The 18327-nt window shown below is 45.7% G+C and carries 18 protein-coding genes and 1 pseudogene; 7 read left to right on the forward strand and 12 right to left on the reverse strand.

What is annotated here, in order from left to right:
• The first annotated feature begins 34 nt into the window (after nt 1-34).
• The gene (mnmC2, locus tag AR383_RS04410; protein WP_198150205.1) at nt 35-943 is read left to right on the forward strand and encodes a tRNA (5-methylaminomethyl-2-thiouridine)(34)-methyltransferase MnmC2; all 909 of its coding nucleotides are present in this window, start codon (nt 35-37) and stop codon (nt 941-943) included.
• Between the two features lie 35 nt (nt 944-978).
• Nucleotides 979-2031: an FAD-dependent 5-carboxymethylaminomethyl-2-thiouridine(34) oxidoreductase MnmC1 gene (gene mnmC1, locus AR383_RS04415; RefSeq protein WP_232304796.1), complete on the forward strand. Its 1053-nt coding sequence runs from the start codon at nt 979-981 to the stop codon at nt 2029-2031.
• Here mnmC1 and AR383_RS04420 read toward each other — a convergent pair.
• Nucleotides 2028-2600, reverse strand: coding sequence for a DUF922 domain-containing Zn-dependent protease (locus AR383_RS04420; protein ID WP_188407463.1), 573 nt, complete (start codon nt 2598-2600; stop codon nt 2028-2030). The two genes, mnmC1 and AR383_RS04420, sit on opposite strands and share 4 nt — an antisense overlap.
• Nucleotides 2601-2894: 294 nt before the next feature.
• Here AR383_RS04420 and AR383_RS04430 point away from each other — a divergent pair, with 294 nt between their 5' ends.
• A complete protein-coding gene (locus AR383_RS04430; protein ID WP_055732040.1) occupies nt 2895-3956 on the forward strand; it encodes a response regulator in 1062 nt (353 codons plus the stop codon).
• A complete protein-coding gene (locus AR383_RS04435; protein WP_055732041.1) occupies nt 3937-4902 on the forward strand; it encodes a GGDEF domain-containing protein in 966 nt (321 codons plus the stop codon). Before AR383_RS04430 ends, AR383_RS04435 begins: the two co-directional genes overlap by 20 nt.
• A gap of 45 nt (nt 4903-4947) precedes the next feature.
• Here the strand turns inward: AR383_RS04435 and AR383_RS04440 are convergent, their stop codons facing one another.
• From AR383_RS04440 to prmB, 5 genes and pseudogenes are all read right to left on the reverse strand, one after another.
• On the reverse strand, nt 4948-5247 hold the full coding sequence (locus tag AR383_RS04440) for a YfcL family protein (RefSeq protein WP_157051640.1): 300 nt from the start codon (nt 5245-5247) through the stop codon (nt 4948-4950).
• A complete protein-coding gene (locus AR383_RS04445; RefSeq protein ID WP_055732043.1) occupies nt 5204-6367 on the reverse strand; it encodes an ATP-NAD kinase family protein in 1164 nt (387 codons plus the stop codon). Before AR383_RS04445 ends, AR383_RS04440 begins: the two co-directional genes overlap by 44 nt.
• A 9-nt stretch (nt 6368-6376) precedes the next feature.
• A complete protein-coding gene (locus tag AR383_RS04450; RefSeq protein WP_055732044.1) occupies nt 6377-6886 on the reverse strand; it encodes an elongation factor P hydroxylase in 510 nt (169 codons plus the stop codon).
• A 78-nt stretch (nt 6887-6964) separates the two neighbouring features.
• Nucleotides 6965-8052 (reverse strand): annotated as a pseudogene (gene aroC / locus AR383_RS04455) (chorismate synthase).
• Between the two features lie 11 nt (nt 8053-8063).
• Entirely contained in the window at nt 8064-8987 is a 924-nt protein-coding gene (gene prmB, locus AR383_RS04460) for a 50S ribosomal protein L3 N(5)-glutamine methyltransferase (RefSeq protein ID WP_055734954.1), read from the reverse strand.
• A gap of 65 nt (nt 8988-9052) precedes the next feature.
• Here prmB and smrB point away from each other — a divergent pair, with 65 nt between their 5' ends.
• Complete coding sequence (gene smrB, locus AR383_RS04465; protein WP_055732045.1) at nt 9053-9577, forward strand: endonuclease SmrB; 525 nt, start codon at nt 9053-9055, stop codon at nt 9575-9577.
• 45 nt (nt 9578-9622) lie between these two features.
• On the opposite strand, the gene AR383_RS04470 is transcribed toward smrB, so the two are convergent.
• On the reverse strand, nt 9623-9832 hold the full coding sequence (locus AR383_RS04470; RefSeq protein ID WP_055732046.1) for a DUF1107 domain-containing protein: 210 nt from the start codon (nt 9830-9832) through the stop codon (nt 9623-9625).
• Nucleotides 9833-10015: 183 nt separating this feature from the next.
• Nucleotides 10016-10483 carry a phosphohistidine phosphatase SixA gene (gene sixA / locus AR383_RS04475; RefSeq protein WP_055732047.1) on the reverse strand — a complete coding sequence of 156 codons (468 nt, stop codon included), beginning with the start codon at nt 10481-10483 and terminating at the stop codon, nt 10016-10018.
• A 158-nt stretch (nt 10484-10641) separates the two neighbouring features.
• Between sixA and AR383_RS04480 the strand changes: the two genes are divergently transcribed.
• Complete coding sequence (locus tag AR383_RS04480; RefSeq protein ID WP_055732048.1) at nt 10642-13437, forward strand: insulinase family protein; 2796 nt, start codon at nt 10642-10644, stop codon at nt 13435-13437.
• 9 nt (nt 13438-13446) lie between these two features.
• Here the strand turns inward: AR383_RS04480 and AR383_RS04485 are convergent, their stop codons facing one another.
• Together AR383_RS04485 and AR383_RS04490 are read right to left on the reverse strand one after the other, a co-directional pair.
• Nucleotides 13447-13650, reverse strand: a complete 204-nt coding sequence (locus AR383_RS04485; protein WP_188407465.1) for a hypothetical protein — start codon at nt 13648-13650, stop codon at nt 13447-13449.
• A gap of 2 nt (nt 13651-13652) precedes the next feature.
• Nucleotides 13653-13949, reverse strand: coding sequence for a hypothetical protein (locus AR383_RS04490; protein WP_055732050.1), 297 nt, complete (start codon nt 13947-13949; stop codon nt 13653-13655).
• Here AR383_RS04490 and AR383_RS04495 point away from each other — a divergent pair.
• Nucleotides 13938-14804 (forward strand): delta-class carbonic anhydrase, encoded by an 867-nt coding sequence (locus AR383_RS04495; RefSeq protein ID WP_055732051.1) that lies wholly within the window; start codon nt 13938-13940, stop codon nt 14802-14804. The genes AR383_RS04490 and AR383_RS04495 overlap by 12 nt on opposite strands.
• Before the next feature lie 55 nt (nt 14805-14859).
• On the opposite strand, the gene fadJ is transcribed toward AR383_RS04495, so the two are convergent.
• Both fadJ and fadI read right to left on the reverse strand, forming a co-directional pair.
• Nucleotides 14860-16980 carry a fatty acid oxidation complex subunit alpha FadJ gene (fadJ, locus tag AR383_RS04500; RefSeq protein ID WP_055732052.1) on the reverse strand — a complete coding sequence of 707 codons (2121 nt, stop codon included), beginning with the start codon at nt 16978-16980 and terminating at the stop codon, nt 14860-14862.
• Entirely contained in the window at nt 16980-18287 is a 1308-nt protein-coding gene (fadI, locus tag AR383_RS04505; RefSeq protein WP_055732053.1) for an acetyl-CoA C-acyltransferase FadI, read from the reverse strand. Before fadI ends, fadJ begins: the two co-directional genes overlap by 1 nt.
• Nucleotides 18288-18327 lie beyond the last annotated feature (40 nt).

The raw sequence follows: 18327 nt of genomic DNA on the forward strand, positions 1-18327 counted from the left end.
AACTCGAGGTTATGTTTTGTCATCATCGGATAATGTGAATAATACCACAACCGCCACTATACATTGGAAGCCAGAAGGTACGCCGGTGGCAACCCACTACGACGATGTCTATTTCTCCGTAGATAACGGACTGGCCGAAAGCCGCTATGTATTTATTGAACAAAATCAACTCCTTCAGCGCTGGTCCCAGCACCTTAGCTCTCACTATGTGATAGCCGAAACTGGCTTTGGCACTGGGCTTAACTTTCTCGCCACTTGGCAACACTACCAACAGCATTGCCAACAACAGCCAAATACGCCAGTAAAAAGACTGCATTTTATTAGCTTTGAAAAACACCCTTTAAGCTTAGGCGATCTAAAACAAGCCTTACAAGCTTGGTCTGAACTACTGCCATTTAGTGAGCAATTGCTCGAATACTACCCACAAATTATGACCGCGGGATGTCATCGCCTGCTCTTTGAATCCCCTATACCAATTTGCTTAGACCTCTGGATAGGTGATGTACACGACAACTTACCAGAGCTAGTCACCCCCAGCCAAGGACTCGTGGACAGTTGGTATTTAGACGGTTTTGCACCGAGTAAAAACCCCGACATGTGGTCACCACAGCTATTTGAGCAAATGGCCCGCTTGTCTAAACCACAAGCATCGGTAGCCACCTTTACCGCAGCCGGTTTTGTGCGTCGCGGTTTAAATGAAGTGGGCTTTGCCATGCAAAAAGGCAAAGGTTTTGGCCGTAAACGTGACATGTTAGTTGGCCATTACCAAGGAGAGCCGCAAGCCAAAGATTTACTAACGCGCCTTTATCAACGCCAAGCTATGCGAAGCGGAGAAGACTTAGCGATTATCGGCGCTGGCATAGCCGGAGTCAGCTTGGCTTATGCCATGGTCAAGCGTGGAGTAAAAGTCAGCCTATATGAAAAAATAAGGCCGCGGCATTAGAAGCTTCAGGCAACCGCCAGGGCGCAGTCTATCCACTGCTTAGCCCCACTCAACAGCCGCTAACAGAATTTTTTCAACACGCCTTTAATTATCATCACCAGTTAATGCTGCAGCTAAAACACCAGCAACGAGAAGTTGAACACCAATTCTGCGGACTATTACAACTGGCCTATAACGAAAAATCACAGAAAAAACACCGAAAAGTCACCGAAGCAGGCTACCCGAGCGAATTGGTACATGCGGTAAACGCTGAGCAAGCAAGCGAACTGGCGGGTTTGAGCCTATCCAGCGAAGCTTTGCACTACCCCAAAGCTGGCTGGGTCGACGCTCAGCAATGCGTACAGACAATACTAGATGCGGCACTGGCCACTGGCTTATTAGAAGTACATTACCAACACGAACTTATCGACTATCAGCAGCATGAATCTTACTGCCGTTTAATATTTACAGGGCACGAGAAACACCACCACAATGTGGCCTTTTGTCAGGCACATCACTTACTCAATTTAACCCAGGCTGCACAACTCCCACTCAGCCCCGTGAGAGGCCAAGTTAGCCATATCAAGAGCAATCCAAGCTTAGCCAAGTTGCGTAAAGTACTGTGTTATGAAGGTTACTTGACACCGGCATATCAACAGCAGCATTGCATCGGTGCCAGCTATTTACGTAACCAAGTTGATCTAGAACTGCGCACGCAAGAAACCGAGAGTAACTTAGCCGCTTTGCGCCACTGCCAGCCGCAAGCATGGAATCAGCACCTAGAGTGTGCCGAGGTAGCCGGAAGGGTGGCGATTCGCTGCGCAGTTCGCGACCACCTACCCTTACTGGGCCAACTGCCAGATCTAAACAGATTACTTGGTGATGACTACCAAAATAATTGGCAAACCGCCGACTCACCTGTGCATTCACGCAGCTTTTTAGCCGTTGGCTTTGGCTCTAGAGGAATATGTAGCGCCCCGTTTGCCACCGAACTCTTGGCAGCTCAGCTGTGTGGCGAACCTCTACCGTTAAAAGCAAGCACCTTGAGAAGCGTCCACCCTCAGCGATTTTGGAATAGACGCTTACTCAAAGGCCGACCAATGAGCTAAGGCAATATTAGCCCTAAGGTTTGACCATAAGCGGTTTGCCGTTGGTAAGTGCGTACCTTCTGTTGGGCACTGGCTAGGGCTGCTCGACCTTTAGCATTGATCAAGGCCTCTAGCTGATGGCACTCTTTGGCGCTCAAGCCGCGGGTTTGCTGAATAAAACGATCGGCGCTTTGCTCGATAAGATGGGTGATATTTTGATGATACAGCTGAGCTGCAGCAATGTAGCTCAGCCAAGACTGCTGTACCGAAAAGTCAGCTTTACTTTGGCTAATCCAGCGCGGCATCAACAAATCGGCGCTTAATTGCAGCTCAGGAGCTAGGGCTTCGCAGCGTTCATTACGAATTTGTACCTTGGGAGTCCAATTTAAGCGGTATTGAGCCGCGATACTGTAGCGATTGCCTTGTTTTTGTGGCCCTTGTGCTAATAACTGTTGGCGCAATTGGCCTAAGTCATGTGCGCTCACATCATAGTACTCTATTCGACTTTGCATCGAGGCGGACTGAGCGTACATCGAAACAACAGCCACTAACAGCGTAAGGCCTTGCCTAATCCATCCAGCTGATTTCACGTTAGATCCTCTAAAATAATCCATTACCGTTAATTAAGCCCTTGGGCCTTATTGATTTATCTAATATTTTTAATTTGACCCTGCAATATATCAGACTATCTTGAAGCAAATGAAACTTTAGCGAATTATCCATTACTTCTCGACTAAACTTATCTTTACACTTAGCGACAAAAACGTTTTTGTGAAGAACCTCAAAGCGCAGCATAGAAAACTCAGCTTTTTGTCAGTTAGCTCTTAGCATGGCCCTGTTTTACCTTCATACTACAATCAGACAAGGAGAGTTAATTATAGATTATGGCATTACCTATTCTGATTTGCGATGACTCCAAGCTCGCAAGAAAACAAATGGCTCGTAGCTTACCTCCAGGCTGGGACGTAGAGATAAGCTACGCCACCAATGGCCAGGAAGGCATCGAGATGATCCGCCAAGGAAAAGGTGATGTGGTGTTTCTCGATCTCAACATGCCGGTCATGGACGGTTATCAAGTTTTAGAGGCCGTGCAAAAAAACGATCTTCCAGCACTGGTCATCGTAGTGTCTGGCGACATTCAACCTGAAGCCTATACGCGAGTAAAACAGCTAGGTGCTTTAGATTTCATCAAAAAACCGACCAACAAGGCTAAAATTGGCGAAATTTTAGTAGCCTACGGGATTGTTGAATCCCAGCAGCTATTAGAACTAGAAAATGATCTAGCAGCACTGGCCAAAATGGCGCCGCCCAAACAAGACACCCTGTCACCTAAAATCGTTGATTATCGCGACCATTACCAAGAAATCGCCAACGTAGCCATGGGCCGAGCCGCCGATTTGCTGGCTCGTTTACTGGATGTGTTTATTGTTTTACCCATTCCTAACGTGAATATTCTTGAAACCAGCGAACTGCATATGGCCTTAAGCTCGGTGGAAGAGAATGAGTCCATGTCGGCAGTATGCCAAGGATTTATCGGTTCAGGCATTGCCGGAGAAGCCTTATTACTATTTCATGATTCCAGCTTTGAAGACATGTCGAAGCTAATGAAATACCAGGGCCAATTAGACGATAACGGGCAATTAGAAGTACTGATGGATATCGCTAACATTTTGATAGGAGCCTGTTTAAAAGGAGTGTCCGATCAACTTGATGTGGGCTTCTCTCAAGGCCACCCGGTAGTACTGGGCCAGCACTGTAACATTAGCGATTTAATTAATAACAATACTCACCGTTGGCAAAAAACCTTAGCCGTAGAAATAAATTACACCATTGAGAAACACAACATTCAGTGTGATTTATTACTGTTGATTACTGAAGATTCTATGCCAACCCTAAACAATAAAATTTCTTATCTATTTGAGCACAATGAGCCAACATCAAAATGACATGAACGAGTTCCACTGGATGCTGGACATGATACAAACTATCGATGTCGGCTTAGTGGTACTCGATAAAAATTATCAGGTACAAGTTTGGAATAACTTCATGGAAACCCATAGTGGTTTGCGCCCCGATCAAGTTCAAGCTAAGTCACTATTTGAGTTATTTCCAGATTTACCAGAAGAGTGGTTAAGACATAAAATAGATTCGGTGTTTTTCCTTAAAAACCGAGCCTTCACTACTTGGGAGCAACGCCCCCATGTATTCCCATTCAAAAACTATCGACCAATTACTGGCACGGTAGATTTTATGTACCAAAACATCACCATCATTCCACTCACCTCGTTAACCGGCATAGTCACTCACATAAGTTTGATCATTTACGATGTGACAGATAACGCGGTCAACAAATTAGAAGCACAAAGGGTGAATCAAGAGCTGCAAGTGCTTAGTCGCACAGACAAACTTACCCAGCTGTATAATCGAGGCTATTGGCAAGATCGCTTAGAACAAGAGTTTAACCGCTTTGTTCGCAACACATCACCCTGTTCGCTGGTGATGTTCGACATCGACCACTTTAAGAAGGTTAACGATACTTATGGTCACCCTGCTGGCGATAAAATCATTTCACTAGTAGGCGAAACGCTACGCAAGATTATGCGTAAAACAGATATCGCCGGGCGTTATGGCGGTGAAGAATTTGCTGTCATTTTGGTTGATACCGATGCTGCTCATGCGCAAGGTTTCTGTGAACGACTGCGTACCACGATAGAAGCGATTAAGCCAGTTGTAGAGGGAATAGAGATTCCCTTCACCATTAGCTTGGGCATTGCCGAACTCGATGAGCAAACCGCCAGTGCCAAAGAATGGTTAGCCAATACCGACCAAGCGCTTTACCAAAGTAAGCACGGTGGGCGTAACCAAACCCAACTTTTCAAGGCTAAAAGCTGAGCAGCTCAAAATAAAAAAGCAAAGCTCATGCTTTGCTTTTTTCAATCAAGCGACGGCTGCCACTTGTTGATGGTTATCTGCGAAAACCATCGCCTTACGCCATAAGTCTTCGACTTGCTGTTGCATGGTGTCATCCGCTTCACCGTCGAAATAGGCTTCTAATAAAGCCATATGCATATGTGATTTTAAACAATAAACCATTGGACGGCGGCTAAGCTCGGTTTGCGTGGCCACTACCCCAAGATGATCATTTAAATATTGAACCACATTCTTCGGTGGTGCATTCAGGTTATTGTCGTGACTATTCAGATAAGTCTGTAGTGCTGTGACATATTTTTTGAGCATCGGTAACCTCATTTTCAGGGTTCGATACTCGATACATAATATAATCGCGGTAACCAGTGATTACCTTGATGCTTCCGGATAAAACCTTATCCAGTTCTGTATCGCCAGTATCAACTATCAACGGGCGTCCATGCAGGGATTTAAGTTTGCTTTTGCTGGCTACAACAACGATATTCTCTCGCCCTAACTTACGAATAACAGCAGGGCTTAACTGTTGATTACCACGGCCAAATAAATGACCTTGGCCACCAATAGGAGTAATCAGTAGCTTAGTTTCAGCGCCGCTTATTTTATTCAGCACTTGTGTGGCGGTCAAATCCTGTTGAACGGTTTGATGATCTTCGACAAAATCTACTCCTAATAAGGTATTAGGTAGTGATAACTCCTGCATAATTGCTGCGACCGTAGTACCAGACCCTGCAATAAAGGGGGCATCTTCTAGTATTTCGCTTACCTCGGCGGCAATATCTTGTAATACCAAGTCCTCTGATTCTATGCCACCCTGCTTCACAGCTTGTACATAACGCAGTTCATCGGGGATCACCATCTCACCGAAACACTTGGCTCTAACTCGCCCTTGACGAAAAGCTTGCTCATCAATATCCATCACATCAGCGGTTCGCAGGCTTAGCATTTCCCCTTGAACAAACTTAGCCACTAACAAACCTGTAGCCTTGGGCGTAATCCCATAAACACCGGAGTGGATTTTACACCCCGCCGGAATCCCAATACATGTTAGCTGCTCACCGACTACCGCTAAAATATCTCTCGCTGTACCATCTCCACCAGCAAACAGTAATAAATCCACGTCCGCCTCGAGCATTTGTTGTGCCGCCAATTGCGTATCTTCAGCACTACTGGGCTCAGCTGCTCGATAAACCACTTGATACGGTAAATTCAGTCGCTCACAAAGCTGTTCACCCATCTCCGCCGATGCAGTGAAAATGGTAAACTGGGACTGAAGGGAAGTGAGCAATTCGAGTGCTAGTTGGGCACGAAAATTGGCTTGCTTAACCGCTCCCTTTGCCAGCGCCTGCTCAGCCACCCCATCACTACCTTTTAGCGCCACACTGCCACCTAAACCAGCTATAGGGTTAATAATCAATCCAAGCTTAAGCATAATACACCTCTACAAAGAGCCAAGAAGTTGAGCTTGACGAGCCGTCGTTAATAGGTCGATAACGCGTTGTGCTCGTAAGGGAAAGCCTTGCTTAAGATATGCCTGGTATTGCTGTTCAACCGCATCCCTAAAAGCGTGCCTGTCACTTTGAAAACCCGAGAGATTATCAACACTCACCTGAAACGGTCGCCCTGCCGCCAAGCAAAAAGCATACTCCAGGGCTTGCGGCTTTACTTCCACTTGTTCAAAAGCGGCCTGCTGCTGCTGATTGCGACCATCACCATAATACCAATATCCATAGTCTTCTAAGAGACGGCGTTGCTCACCGGCAATGCACCAATGGGCTATTTCGTGCAATGCACTGGCAAAAAAACCATGCGCAAAAATAATTTGATGTTGAGCTCGCCCTGGCCCTTTAGGCAAATACAAGGGTTCATCATCTCCGGCGATCAGAACCGTATCGTAGTCGGCAAAGCTGCGATTAAATAAACCAATCAGTTGTTCAATATCATCAAGCATGGCTTACTCAACAAATGTTTAGCTAATAAAAAAGCCCTTAAATAAAGATACTTAAGGGCTTAACGGATATGAAATCACTTAACGCAAAATAGGCGTATCGGTGCTCACAGCCCCATTTTGTCCACGCTGGCGCAAGCAATGGTCCATTAATACAATGGCTAACATAGCTTCGGCGATAGGCACAGCTCTAATCCCTACACACGGGTCGTGACGTCCTTTAGTCACCACTTCCACTGGCTGACCAAATTTATCAATGGTTTGCCCCGGCACGGTAATACTCGAAGTAGGCTTAAGTGCAATATGCGCAATCACATCTTGTCCTGAAGAAATTCCACCTAATACTCCTCCAGCATGGTTGGAGCTAAAACCTTGCGGAGTCATTTCGTCCCGGTGCTCACTGCCGCGTTGATTAACCACCGCAAAGCCATCACCAATCTCAACCGCCTTAACCGCATTAATCCCCATCAAGGCATGCGCGATATCAGCATCTAAACGGTCAAATACTGGCTCACCTAAGCCCACTGGCACCTGAGTAGCCACAATACTTAAGCGTGCGCCAATCGAGTCACCTTCTTTTTTCAGTGCTCGCATGAACTCATCCAGCTGCTCAAGTTTACTGGCATCGGGAAAGAAAAAAGGATTTTGCTCAATTTGCTCAAAATCGATGTTTTCAGCTTTTACCGGGCCAAGTTCACTAAGGTAGCCACGGATGTCTACACCGTGCTGTTGCTTAAGATACTCTTTAGCTATCACACCAGCGGCGACTCGCATTGCCGTTTCACGTGCGGAAGAACGGCCACCACCACGATAATCACGCGTACCATATTTTTGATGATAGGTATAATCGGCATGACCGGGGCGGAACATATCCTTAATATTTGAATAATCCTTTGAGCGTTGATCGGTATTTTCAATCAACAAACCAATTGAGGTACCAGTAGTTTTGCCTTCAAATACGCCGGACAAAATTTTCACCTGATCAGGTTCGCGGCGTTGGGTGGTATAACGAGAGGTACCCGGTCTGCGGCGATCCAAATCTTTTTGAATGATCTCTTCGCTTATTTCCACCCCGGAGGGCAACCATCAATGATACATCCCAGTGCCACACCATGGCTCTCACCAAAGGTTGTGACTCGAAATAGCTGGCCAATGCTGTTTCCTGCCATCAATTGCTTCCTTACTGTTTAAATAGCTCACCGCAAGCCAATAATTGCTCGCGGCTAATAATAAATACGCCGTGCCCACCGTTAGAGAATTCAATCCAAGTAAAAGGCACATCGGGATATTGTTGTTGCATATGTATCTGGCTATTGCCGATTTCTACAATTAACAAGCCTTTAGGATTTAGGTGTTCGGCAGCGTCTGCCAAAATTCGTTTAGTTAATTCTAAACCATCAAAACCCGACGCCAAACCCAGCTCAGGCTCGTGAGCAAATTCATCAGGTAAGTTGCTCATGTCTTCTGCGTCAACGTAAGGAGGATTACTCACGATTAAGTCATAGCACTGCCCGCTAAGTTGATTAAAGCCATCAGACAAAATAGGTGTTACCTGTTGCTCTAAGCCGTGACCCTGAATATTAATTTCAGCCACAGCTAAAGCCTCTTCTGAAATGTCCACCGCATCCACTTCTGCCTCATTAAAGGCATAAGCACAAGCAATGGCGATACAGCCACTACCAGTACACAAGTCAAGAATACGTTGCGGTTCTTGAGTTAACCAAGGCGAAAATTGATTTTCGATGAGCTCGGCAAACGGAGAACGAGGCACTAATACTCGCTCATCGACATAAAATTCCAAACCGGCAAACCATGCTTTATTAGTAAGATAAGCCACTGGTATGCGCTCTTGAACACGCTTAACCACCAGCTCAACTAATAGAGTTCGCTCTTGCCGGGTCAAGCGGGCATGGCGTACCTCGGGGTCGATATCCAAAGGTAAATGCAAGCTAGGCAGAATCAGTTGTACCGCTTCATCCCAAGCGTTGTCGGTACCATGGCCATAGAAAACCCCCGAAGCATTAAAGCGGCTCACCGCCCAACGGATCATATCTTGAATAGTATGTAACTCATCGACTGCTTCTTCGATAAATATCTTTTCCAATTTGGCCTCCAGTTTAAGTACAATCACCCACAATAAATGGCTTCTGGCACAACTGATAAATTAAGATGAAAAAACCCACTGACGAAGATTTCGCGGCTTTTAAACAAGCCCTTCAAGGCGTTCGCCAGATAAAACAAGATAAAATAAGTCCTGAGCCTACTCGAATCAAGAAAAAAAGCCAACAAAGGGACAAACAACAGCGCGCTGTACTAAATAATCACCAATTCTTCTTTTCTGATGAGTATCATCCGCTATTGCCTACAGAAGGGCCGATGCGTTGGCAAAGCGAACAATGTGATCCCTATGAGCTCAAAAAACTGCGCCGCGGTGATTATGATCCGGAAATTATGTTAGATCTACATGGCCTAAGCCAGTTACAAGCTAAGCAGGAAATAGCAGCTTTAATTCAAGAGTGTAAACAACAACATTACCACGTTGCTTCAATCATGCATGGCCATGGCCAGCAAGTATTAAAAACCAAAGTCCCTCAATGGCTAGCTCAGCATCCAGAGGTCTTAGCTTTTCATCAAGCGCCGAAAATATATGGTGGTTCCAGCGCCTTGTTAGTATTAATTAATTCTCCAAACTAAAAAACCACTCCTTAAGAGTGGTTTTCAGCAAAACTAGCACACGGATTAAGCGGCTTTATTCTTAAATTGGTCGATTTGTTGGTTCACTTCCGCCACCGTCTGCCGGTGTTTGGTGGTTTTATGATTAGGCAGTGTGATTAATTTTCCATTGTTAAATTCATAAGCCCCTCTTCCTTTAATATACAAACGTCCTTTAAAAAACGCTTTAACGTATCGGGCTATTTTTACTGGAGAATAGCGAGAAAATATCTTCATGTTTTTGTCCACTACTTAATTCTGACAATATGGATATTACAAAGAGAATTCCGCTATTTCCAACAAACTCGAGCTTATTTGGCGGTTTCGCGAAGAGGATCGCAAAAGCACAAAAAACTAAGAACTTTCAACAAAAAGACTAAAAAACCAATTTAAGAACAAAAACTAGAGAATAGGACCAAGCTAGCTTAAGCTTACTGGATGCTGCAATGACAACAGACTGTTTTCTGCAGCAATTTCCAATTCGGCGACTGCAGCGGTACTGAATAAGGGAGCGCCAACTTCAGGCACTAAACCGTCCACCAAAAAACCTACCAAGGGCAAATGAGAAATAACCAATACCTTGCCCATCGGCTTTTCTATGGCTAACTCATTAATGAGCGCCACAACTGCTTGTTCATCGCCCGAGGGACTTAGCTCTTTAAGTTCTACGGTTTGCTCAGGTTTAGGTAATAGGCTCGATAAGCACTGCCATGTTTGCTGAGCTCGCACATAGGGACTGACCAGTAAATAATCCAAATGAGTCATCTTTTCACTTAAAAAGTGTCCCATCTTGGTCACTTCATTAATACCTTGCTGGTTTAGTGCTCGCTCACTGTCAGTGGCGGCAAACATTTCGGCTTCACCATGACGCATGATATATACTTGCATATAAGGGCTCTTCTTCAATAAAAAGCGATGGCTAAACGCTCAAGCTTACAAATTTTGGCTGCTAATTTAATTGATATGCCACAAAACATCCATCAGAGTTTGCAAGACCTGCGCAAGCGAATGATAATCATACTACCAGCGCAAATAAGGAAACCGCCTTGCGAATCAGTCCAAATGATCCGAAACACTACCGACATATAGTATTAGACAATGGTCTTAAAGTACTGTTGATACAGGATCCTGACGCGCAAAAATCAGCGGCTTCGCTAGCAGTGAATGTTGGCCATTTTAATGACCCTAAACAGCGCGAAGGCCTAGCTCATTTTTTAGAGCACATGCTATTTTTAGGCACCGATTCCTACCCCGTTCCTGGCGAATATCAAAGCTTTATTAATCGCCATGGTGGTAGTAATAATGCTTGGACTGGCACCGAATATACTAATTACTATTTTGATATAGAAAGCCGCTGGTTTGATGAAGCGCTAGACCGCTTTAGCCAGTTTTTCATCTGCCCATGTTTCAACCCTGAGCTGGTTGAACGTGAACGCCAAGCCGTTAACTCAGAATATCAATTAAAGCTCAAAGACGACGTTCGGCGCATCTATCAAGTACATAAAGAAACCGTTAACCCGGCCCACCCTTTCAGCCAGTTTTCAGTAGGCAATTTAGATACCTTAAGCGACCTGCCAGACGCAAGTATTCGCGATGACTTAATTCAGTTTTACCAGCAGCAGTATTCTGCCGATCTTATGTCCTTGGCCCTGCTCAGTGAAAAACCTTTAGATGTACAAGAGGCCCATGTTCGGCGCTTATTTGAGGCGGTACCCCGTATTTCTCGACAAGCACTAAAACTACCACCATTGTATTTAAGCGATCATTTAGCCATTGAGTGCCATATTCAACCGGTTAAAGACTTAAAAAAGCTCACCTTATCTTTTGCTTTTGACAATACCGATGCGCTATATCGACAAAAACCGCTCACCTACATTGCTCACCTTTTGGGTTATGAGGGACCAGGAAGCTTAGTTGCATTGTTACGCCATGCTGGTTTAATCAATTCTATGGCCGCTGGCGGTGGTATTAGCGGCAGTAACTTTAAAGACTTCACGCTAAGTTACTCGCTTACCGATGACGGTCTAAATAAGATAGATGAGATAATTGATGCCAGCTTTAGTTATTTAGCGCTGATTCGAGAACAAGGCGTTCAGGCTTGGCGTTATCGCGAAAAACAACAAGTCTTTGAGCGAGCATTTTTATTTCAAGAAAAGTCACGCGCCATCGATTTGGTGTCACATCTGTCACTAAACCTGCAACACTACCCAGAAGAAGATTTAATCTTTGGTGACTATGCCATGCAGCAGTTTGACCAAAGCCTAATCGAACATTGTCTACAGCAAATCAGTCCTGAGCGAATGCGGATCAGCTTAATTTCGCCCAAGCTAAACACCGACAGGAAAGCCAAGTGGTACCACACCCCCTACTCAGTCAAAGCGATTGAAGAGGAACGCATCCAACGCTGGCAAAATCCCAGTAAAATTGATGACTTACACTTACCTAGCGCTAACCCTTTTCTAGCCGTGGAAGACGAAGCAAGCAGCTTAGTTGAGGTTGAGCAAACTCCTGCCCAGCCACGCTTATTACTTGATAAAGCAGGGTTTCGACTATGGTTTAGTAACGAACCCGAATTTAAAGTTCCCAAAGGTCATTTATACGTATCGGTAGATTCTGCACATGCCGTAGCCTCGGTACGCAATATCGTATGCACTCGGCTGATGGTAGAGTTGATGTTAGACCATCTTAGTGAGATGACTTACCAAGCCGAAATTGCGGGTATGTCTTACCAGCTATATGCCCACCAAGGTGGCTATACCTTGCATCTTTCGGGCTTTAGCGACAAACAAATATTGCTGTTAAAAATGATCATGGGCAATCGCTTATTAGGCCATTTCGAGGCCAAGCGTTTTGCTATTATCAAACAGCAACTGGCCAAACACTGGCACAACCAAATGCAAGTGAAGCCTATTTCCCAATTATTTGGCGAACTCACTTCATTGTTACAGCCCAATAATCCACCGCCTCGCGAACTACTGGCCGCTCTAGAAAACGTACAGCTCGAAGACTTACCCAATTTTGTAGAAAAGCTATACCAAAATATTCACGTAGAAATGCTGGCTTATGGGAACTGGACAGAGTCAGAAATCTCTGCGCTAGGTGATTACATTCAACAAGAAATGGCGCCCACAACCAACCCTTCTAAGGAGACGCCAAGAAAACTCATCAGCATTAAAAACCAAGGCAGTTTACTCTACGAAGTACAATGTCAACAAAACGACTCAGCGATGATGGTGTACTACCAAAGCACCGATCTCAGTCCAGAGAACATTGCGCTATTTACGCTGAGTAATCACATTATGACATCTAGCTTCTTCAATGAGCTACGGACTAAACAACAACTGGGCTATATCGTTGGTACTGGAAACTTACCGCTTAATCGCCATCCGGGTATTATTTTTTATGTACAGTCTCCACATGGCCAACCACAAATGCTATTTGATGCGATTAATGACTTTTTAGATGACTTTCCAGTATTAATGTTTGAGTTAAGCGAAGCGCAATGGCAACAAAGTAAACAAGGACTCGTTGCACAAATATTAGAGCCAGAAAGTAATATGCGTACTCGAGCGCAACGCTTTTGGGTCAGTATCGGCAATAAAGACTTAAACTTTGACCAACGCCAGCGTGCTGCTGAGTGTATCGAGCAACTAGAGCGTCATGATTTAGTTCGATTTATGATGAGCCTGAAGAGCAAACGACGCGACCGTATTATTGTTTACAACCATGGCAGCAGCCACCCGCGTAGCGCCCCACTGAATACTCACCACCTTGAAACGGTAAGTTATATAGAAAGCCGCAGCGACTTTGTAAACGACGCCGCCTTATACAGCTATAACTAACAACCGCAACTAGGCTTTTAGCTTGCTGTCGTTAAAACCCTGATAACGCTTTAAATTCAATTGTTGATGTGTCCACAGCAGAGGAAAACAAAAGGGACCAAATAAGAAGCCCACTAAGGTCCAGCGCCACACCGGCAAGGCAAACTTAAGGGCTTCAACATAACACCATAAGGCACTTATTAAACTTAACAACAGCAACAACATCGTGGCCACATTTAACACTCGAAAGGAAAGCCGCGCATTTTAGAAGATACTGAAACACCAGCAAAAACGCCAATCGCCCTTTTTACCGCAAAATTGATCAAACGCAGTGATAGTGGTTTATCACTGATATTTTTAATGAAAACATCATCACTAAAATGTATTTTGCCGCCAGCCATCCCTAGAAAGGATTCCGCTAAACCCTCGGCATAACCGTTTCTTCTTGCCGCAGCGGCGCGAGTCAAACAGTGCTCGCTTTTTTTCGTGTCTCCCCCAATGAGATTAATAGGAGTTAACTCATGAACAAACATCAGCTCTTAATATTAGGTGCAGCAAGCCTAATGGCTCTTAATACCAGTGCCAATACCGAGCACAGTGCGACTCACCATGCGGTAGCAGATAAAGTCATCAGTCAGCAACGCCAAAAGCTAGCCGAAAACACAGCCAATAAAGGCTTTGGACCGCAAGCTCCAAGAGACATAGACTCAGCGCTGGGCAGTAATACCATCGCCTTTAATGAAGCCCCAACCTATAAGCAAATGAACCTGTGCAATATCCATTTTCATAAAAATGCGGAGCATAAAGGTGGAGAATTTACCCAATATGCGGGTAATGGTGACGGCCACGGTTATCAAAGTGGCTACCAGTACAACGGCCATTTAACAGAGGCAGAGCTTGCACCTGTGGCTCATGAAATCTGCCCAAGTGCCCACGGTAGCCTCTACCCTGGTGATACTATCGAGCTGCACTATGTTCACTCTAGTGCTCAAGTCGTTCCCGGACCCACTTTAGCTTCGTGCTTAAATGAGGCGATTAATAACCCACAACTACGCGTAGAAACTCAAGTCTTTGTCTTGGTGAATGACGAGCAAGCAGAAGATTTTATGGCACTCACCCAAGTCGGCAGCGTTAACGGTTTCCACCAAGCCTTAAATATCTTGAATAACACTGGCGAAGCAGTGCAGTATGCGGGTTCGACTACTGGACCTGGCTACAATGAAAAAGCTTCACCTTTTCAAGTATCTTGGAGTGTTCGTCCAAAAGTCGCTAAAGTGAACATCAATACCGTCGGCAAATGGTGTGAAGGGAATATATTTGAGGAAGACCACGCCCACGGAGTGCGAAACTTGGTGGTCAATCCAGCGCTATTATCTCCTATAAAATAAGCTTCACTCGGTGTATAAAAAAGGGCCATTTGGCCCTTTTACTATGTCACTTTAGCTAGCTGTAATAGCTCTGCTTGTTTTCAGCCATCTGCTTCAGCGCCTCACAAGGCGCAAAGCGCTCACCGTAAAGGCTGGCCATCTCATCCAACTCTGCCACTAGATTAGCCAAGCCAATTTTATCCATGGCGCGGAACGGCCCACCCAAGAATGGCGGGAAGCCAATGCCAAAAATCGCCCCTAAATCACCATCTCTAGCACTGTTAATCACGCCTTCATCTAAACAGCGCGCCGCTTCATTGAGCATCATATAAACACAGCGTTTAGCCAGTTGTTCTGCGTCCATTGGATTACCGGGTTTAACCCCAAGTACCGAATACACTTGCAAATCCACTTTTTTGGCTCTGCCCTTATTACCTTGATAAAGATAAAAACCGCGGCCATTTTTCTTACCCAAGCGCTTATCGTCAATTAGCTTACTAAAGGCTTGCGGAGCTTTAAAGCGAGCACCTAATTCGGCCTCTAATATAGGTGCAATTTTAGCGCCTACGTCAATGCCCACTTCATCTAACAAGGTCATAGGCCCTACAGGGAAACCATAATCAAGCAAGGTTTTGTCGAGATGCTCAACACTTTGTCCTTCTAGCAGCAAAATGGCGGCTTCATTCATATAGGGGGCCAAAATGCGATTCACGTAAAAGCCAGCGCCATCCTTCACCACAATGGCGGTTTTACCTTGCTTACGCGCAAACTCAACGGTATCAGCAATGGTTTGTTGATTAGTACCAGCATGCGGAATAATCTCGGCCAAAGGCATTTTTTCTACCGGGCTAAAATAATGCAAACCAATTACCTGCTCGGGACGCTCGGCCTTAGCCGCAATTTGGGCAATCGGCAGTGAAGAGGTATTACTGGCAAAGATGGTGTGCTGATTACAATTGGCTTCTATGTCCGCCACCATTTGCTGCTTAAGCGCTAAGTCTTCAAATACCGCCTCAACCACTATTTGGCTGTTTTTCATGCCGGTAAAGTCAGTGCCACCGGTAATATCATTCATTTGTTGCTGCAATTGAGCATGTGAAATAAAACGTCGTTGGCGCTTTTTATCCAGTAGTTTGTAGGCGTAATTTAGCCCACCCAATACGCCTTTTTCGCTAATATCTTTAATTCGAACCTGTGCCTTAGCCTTGGTCGCCGAGACAAAGGCAATCCCCGCGCCCATTAAGCCGCCGCCTAAAACCGCTACCTGCTTAATTTTTCTCGGTTCAACTCCCTCAAATAAGCTTTCTTTTTTCAGTTCATTAGACGCAAAAAATAACCCGCGTAAGGCCGCAGACTCAGGGCTTTTTACCAGCTTAGAAAAACGCTGCGCTTCTTCTAAGTACGCCGCTTCACTGTTTTTCTCTACCCCTGCTTTAACACAGGCAATAATTTCCATTGGTGCGGGATAGTTACCACGAGTTTTACTCAAGGTTTGTTTAGTTACCTGACTAAACAAAATATTGCGCCCAAGCGCATTGCCTTCTAGCAATTTAGAGATGGTCGATAACTTTGGCTTAGGCTTGCGCTTGGCCTTTCCTGCATACTTCTTGGCGACTTCTAGCAATACGCTGTTGGGCACCATTTCATCCACCAAGCCACTCTTAAGCGCTTGTTTCGCCCTAAGCTGTTTACCGGTGAGCATCATCTCTAGGGCTTTTTGCAAACCCACTAATTTGGCTAAACGCTGAGTACCACCGCCACCGGGCAACAAGCCCAACTGAACCTCGGGCAAACCTAGGCTAGTTTTATCGTGGTCACTACAGACTCGATAATCACAGGCCAGCGCCAGTTCTAACCCGCCACCTAAGCATGGGCCATGAATCGCCGCTATCACGGGGAACGGCAGGCTGGCTAAACGTGCAAAAACTTTATGACCCTGTTGTGATAGCTGCTGCGCATCTGCCGCTGTCTCGCATGCATCTAGCATGGCAATATCGGCCCCAGCCACAAATGAATCCGCTTTGCCGCTATACACCACTAGGCCTTGCAGCTGCGATTGCTGGGAAAGATCATCAAGAATAGCGTCCAACTCTGGGCCGAATTCGGCCTTTAAGGTGTTCATGCTCTCGCCAGCCACATCCATTTTTAATAAGGCAATATTCTGCTCTATGCTCAGGCTAAATGTTTGCTGTTCCATTATTCTACCTCCAACACCATTGCTGCCCCTAGGCCACCAGCGGCACAAGCGGTTGTTAAGCCTAAGCCACCACCACGGCGACGTAATTCATTAAGCATTTGGGTAATCATTCGCGCACCGGTGGCCGCAAAGGGATGACCATAAGCAATCGAGCTACCCATTACGTTGAATTTCTCCATATTAATTTCGCCTAGCGCCTTATCGCGCCCAATTGAGCGAGCAAACTCATCGCTGGCAAACATCTTAATATTGGCCAGAGTTTGCGCAGCAAAGGCTTCGTGCATTTCAATTAAGTCGAGATCTTGCAGGCCAATGCCCGCTCTATCCAAGGCAATGGGCGTGGCATAAGACGGCCCCATTAACATGTCTTGCCAAACATCAATACCAGCAAAGGCGTAACTCTTGATATAACCTAAAATCGGCAAACCTAAGGCCTTGGCTTTATCCTCACGCATTAGCATCACCGCCGCTGCGCCATCGGTTAAAGGCGTGGCATTGGCCGCCGTTACCGAGCCATGCTTGCGGTCAAACACCGGCTTTAACTTAGCCAACTTCTCTAAGCTGGAATCGCCTCGCACGTTGTTGTCGCGGCTAATCGAATGGCGATAGGGTTCTGGGTAAGCGGTCATCACCTCAGCATCTAATTTGCCTTCTTCCCAAGCTTGGTGAGCCAAATGGTGTGAGCGCACTGCCAGCTTGTCTTGGTCTTCTCGTTTAATGCCATGGGTCTTGGCCATTTGCTCTGCGGTTTGGCCCATGGAAATACCGGTTGAATATTCTGCTACGGCAGGAGGCACCGGGGCTAAGTCTTTAATTCGTAGTTGTTTAATGATATTCCAACGTTGCCCTAGGCTACGCGCCTTAGATAAATCTAGCAGGCTACGCGCCAGCTTTTTACTCACCCCGATGGGTAATACCGAAGATGAATCTGCGCCACCAGCAATACCACAATCAATGGTGCCGGCCATAATTGACTCGGTCACATTTACCGCCGCTTGAAAGCTAGTAGCACAAGCACGCGACACACTGTATGCGTCGGTAGACACATCTAAGGGCGTGCCTAAGACAATTTCTCGCGCAATATTGGGGGCTGCTGGCATTTGCACCACTTGGCCAAATACCAACTGCTGTATTTCTTTCACATCGAGGTCAACTCGTTTGATGAGTTCATTCACCACCATCTTGCCTAAATCAACAGCCGGAACACCGTGATAGGCACTCGCCTGACGAGCAAAAGGCGTACGCAAACCGGCAACCACTGCGATCCGTGCGCCACTGGCAGTTTGTAAAGATTGTTGTTGATGCATTCACTATATCCTTAACAAGTTAAGAGGTCAGACCTCATTC

Origin of the sequence: Agarivorans gilvus (assembly GCF_001420915.1) — a bacterium.
GTDB classification, from domain to species: domain Bacteria; phylum Pseudomonadota; class Gammaproteobacteria; order Enterobacterales; family Celerinatantimonadaceae; genus Agarivorans; species Agarivorans gilvus.

Coding starts and splice junctions, on each gene's coding strand:
- AR383_RS04450 (WP_055732044.1), bottom strand. CDS start 6,886: ATGCTTGATGATATTGAACAACTGATTGGTTTATTTAATCGCAGCTTT.
- smrB (WP_055732045.1), top strand. CDS start 9,053: ATGAAAAAACCCACTGACGAAGATTTCGCGGCTTTTAAACAAGCCCTT.
- AR383_RS04430 (WP_055732040.1), top strand. CDS start 2,895: ATGGCATTACCTATTCTGATTTGCGATGACTCCAAGCTCGCAAGAAAA.
- AR383_RS04490 (WP_055732050.1), bottom strand. CDS start 13,949: ATGTTTGTTCATGAGTTAACTCCTATTAATCTCATTGGGGGAGACACG.
- AR383_RS04470 (WP_055732046.1), bottom strand. CDS start 9,832: ATGAAGATATTTTCTCGCTATTCTCCAGTAAAAATAGCCCGATACGTT.
- AR383_RS04495 (WP_055732051.1), top strand. CDS start 13,938: ATGAACAAACATCAGCTCTTAATATTAGGTGCAGCAAGCCTAATGGCT.
- fadJ (WP_055732052.1), bottom strand. CDS start 16,980: ATGGAACAGCAAACATTTAGCCTGAGCATAGAGCAGAATATTGCCTTA.
- fadI (WP_055732053.1), bottom strand. CDS start 18,287: ATGCATCAACAACAATCTTTACAAACTGCCAGTGGCGCACGGATCGCA.
- AR383_RS04435 (WP_055732041.1), top strand. CDS start 3,937: ATGAGCCAACATCAAAATGACATGAACGAGTTCCACTGGATGCTGGAC.
- AR383_RS04440 (WP_157051640.1), bottom strand. CDS start 5,247: ATGCTCAAAAAATATGTCACAGCACTACAGACTTATCTGAATAGTCAC.
- sixA (WP_055732047.1), bottom strand. CDS start 10,483: ATGCAAGTATATATCATGCGTCATGGTGAAGCCGAAATGTTTGCCGCC.
- AR383_RS04445 (WP_055732043.1), bottom strand. CDS start 6,367: ATGCTTAAGCTTGGATTGATTATTAACCCTATAGCTGGTTTAGGTGGC.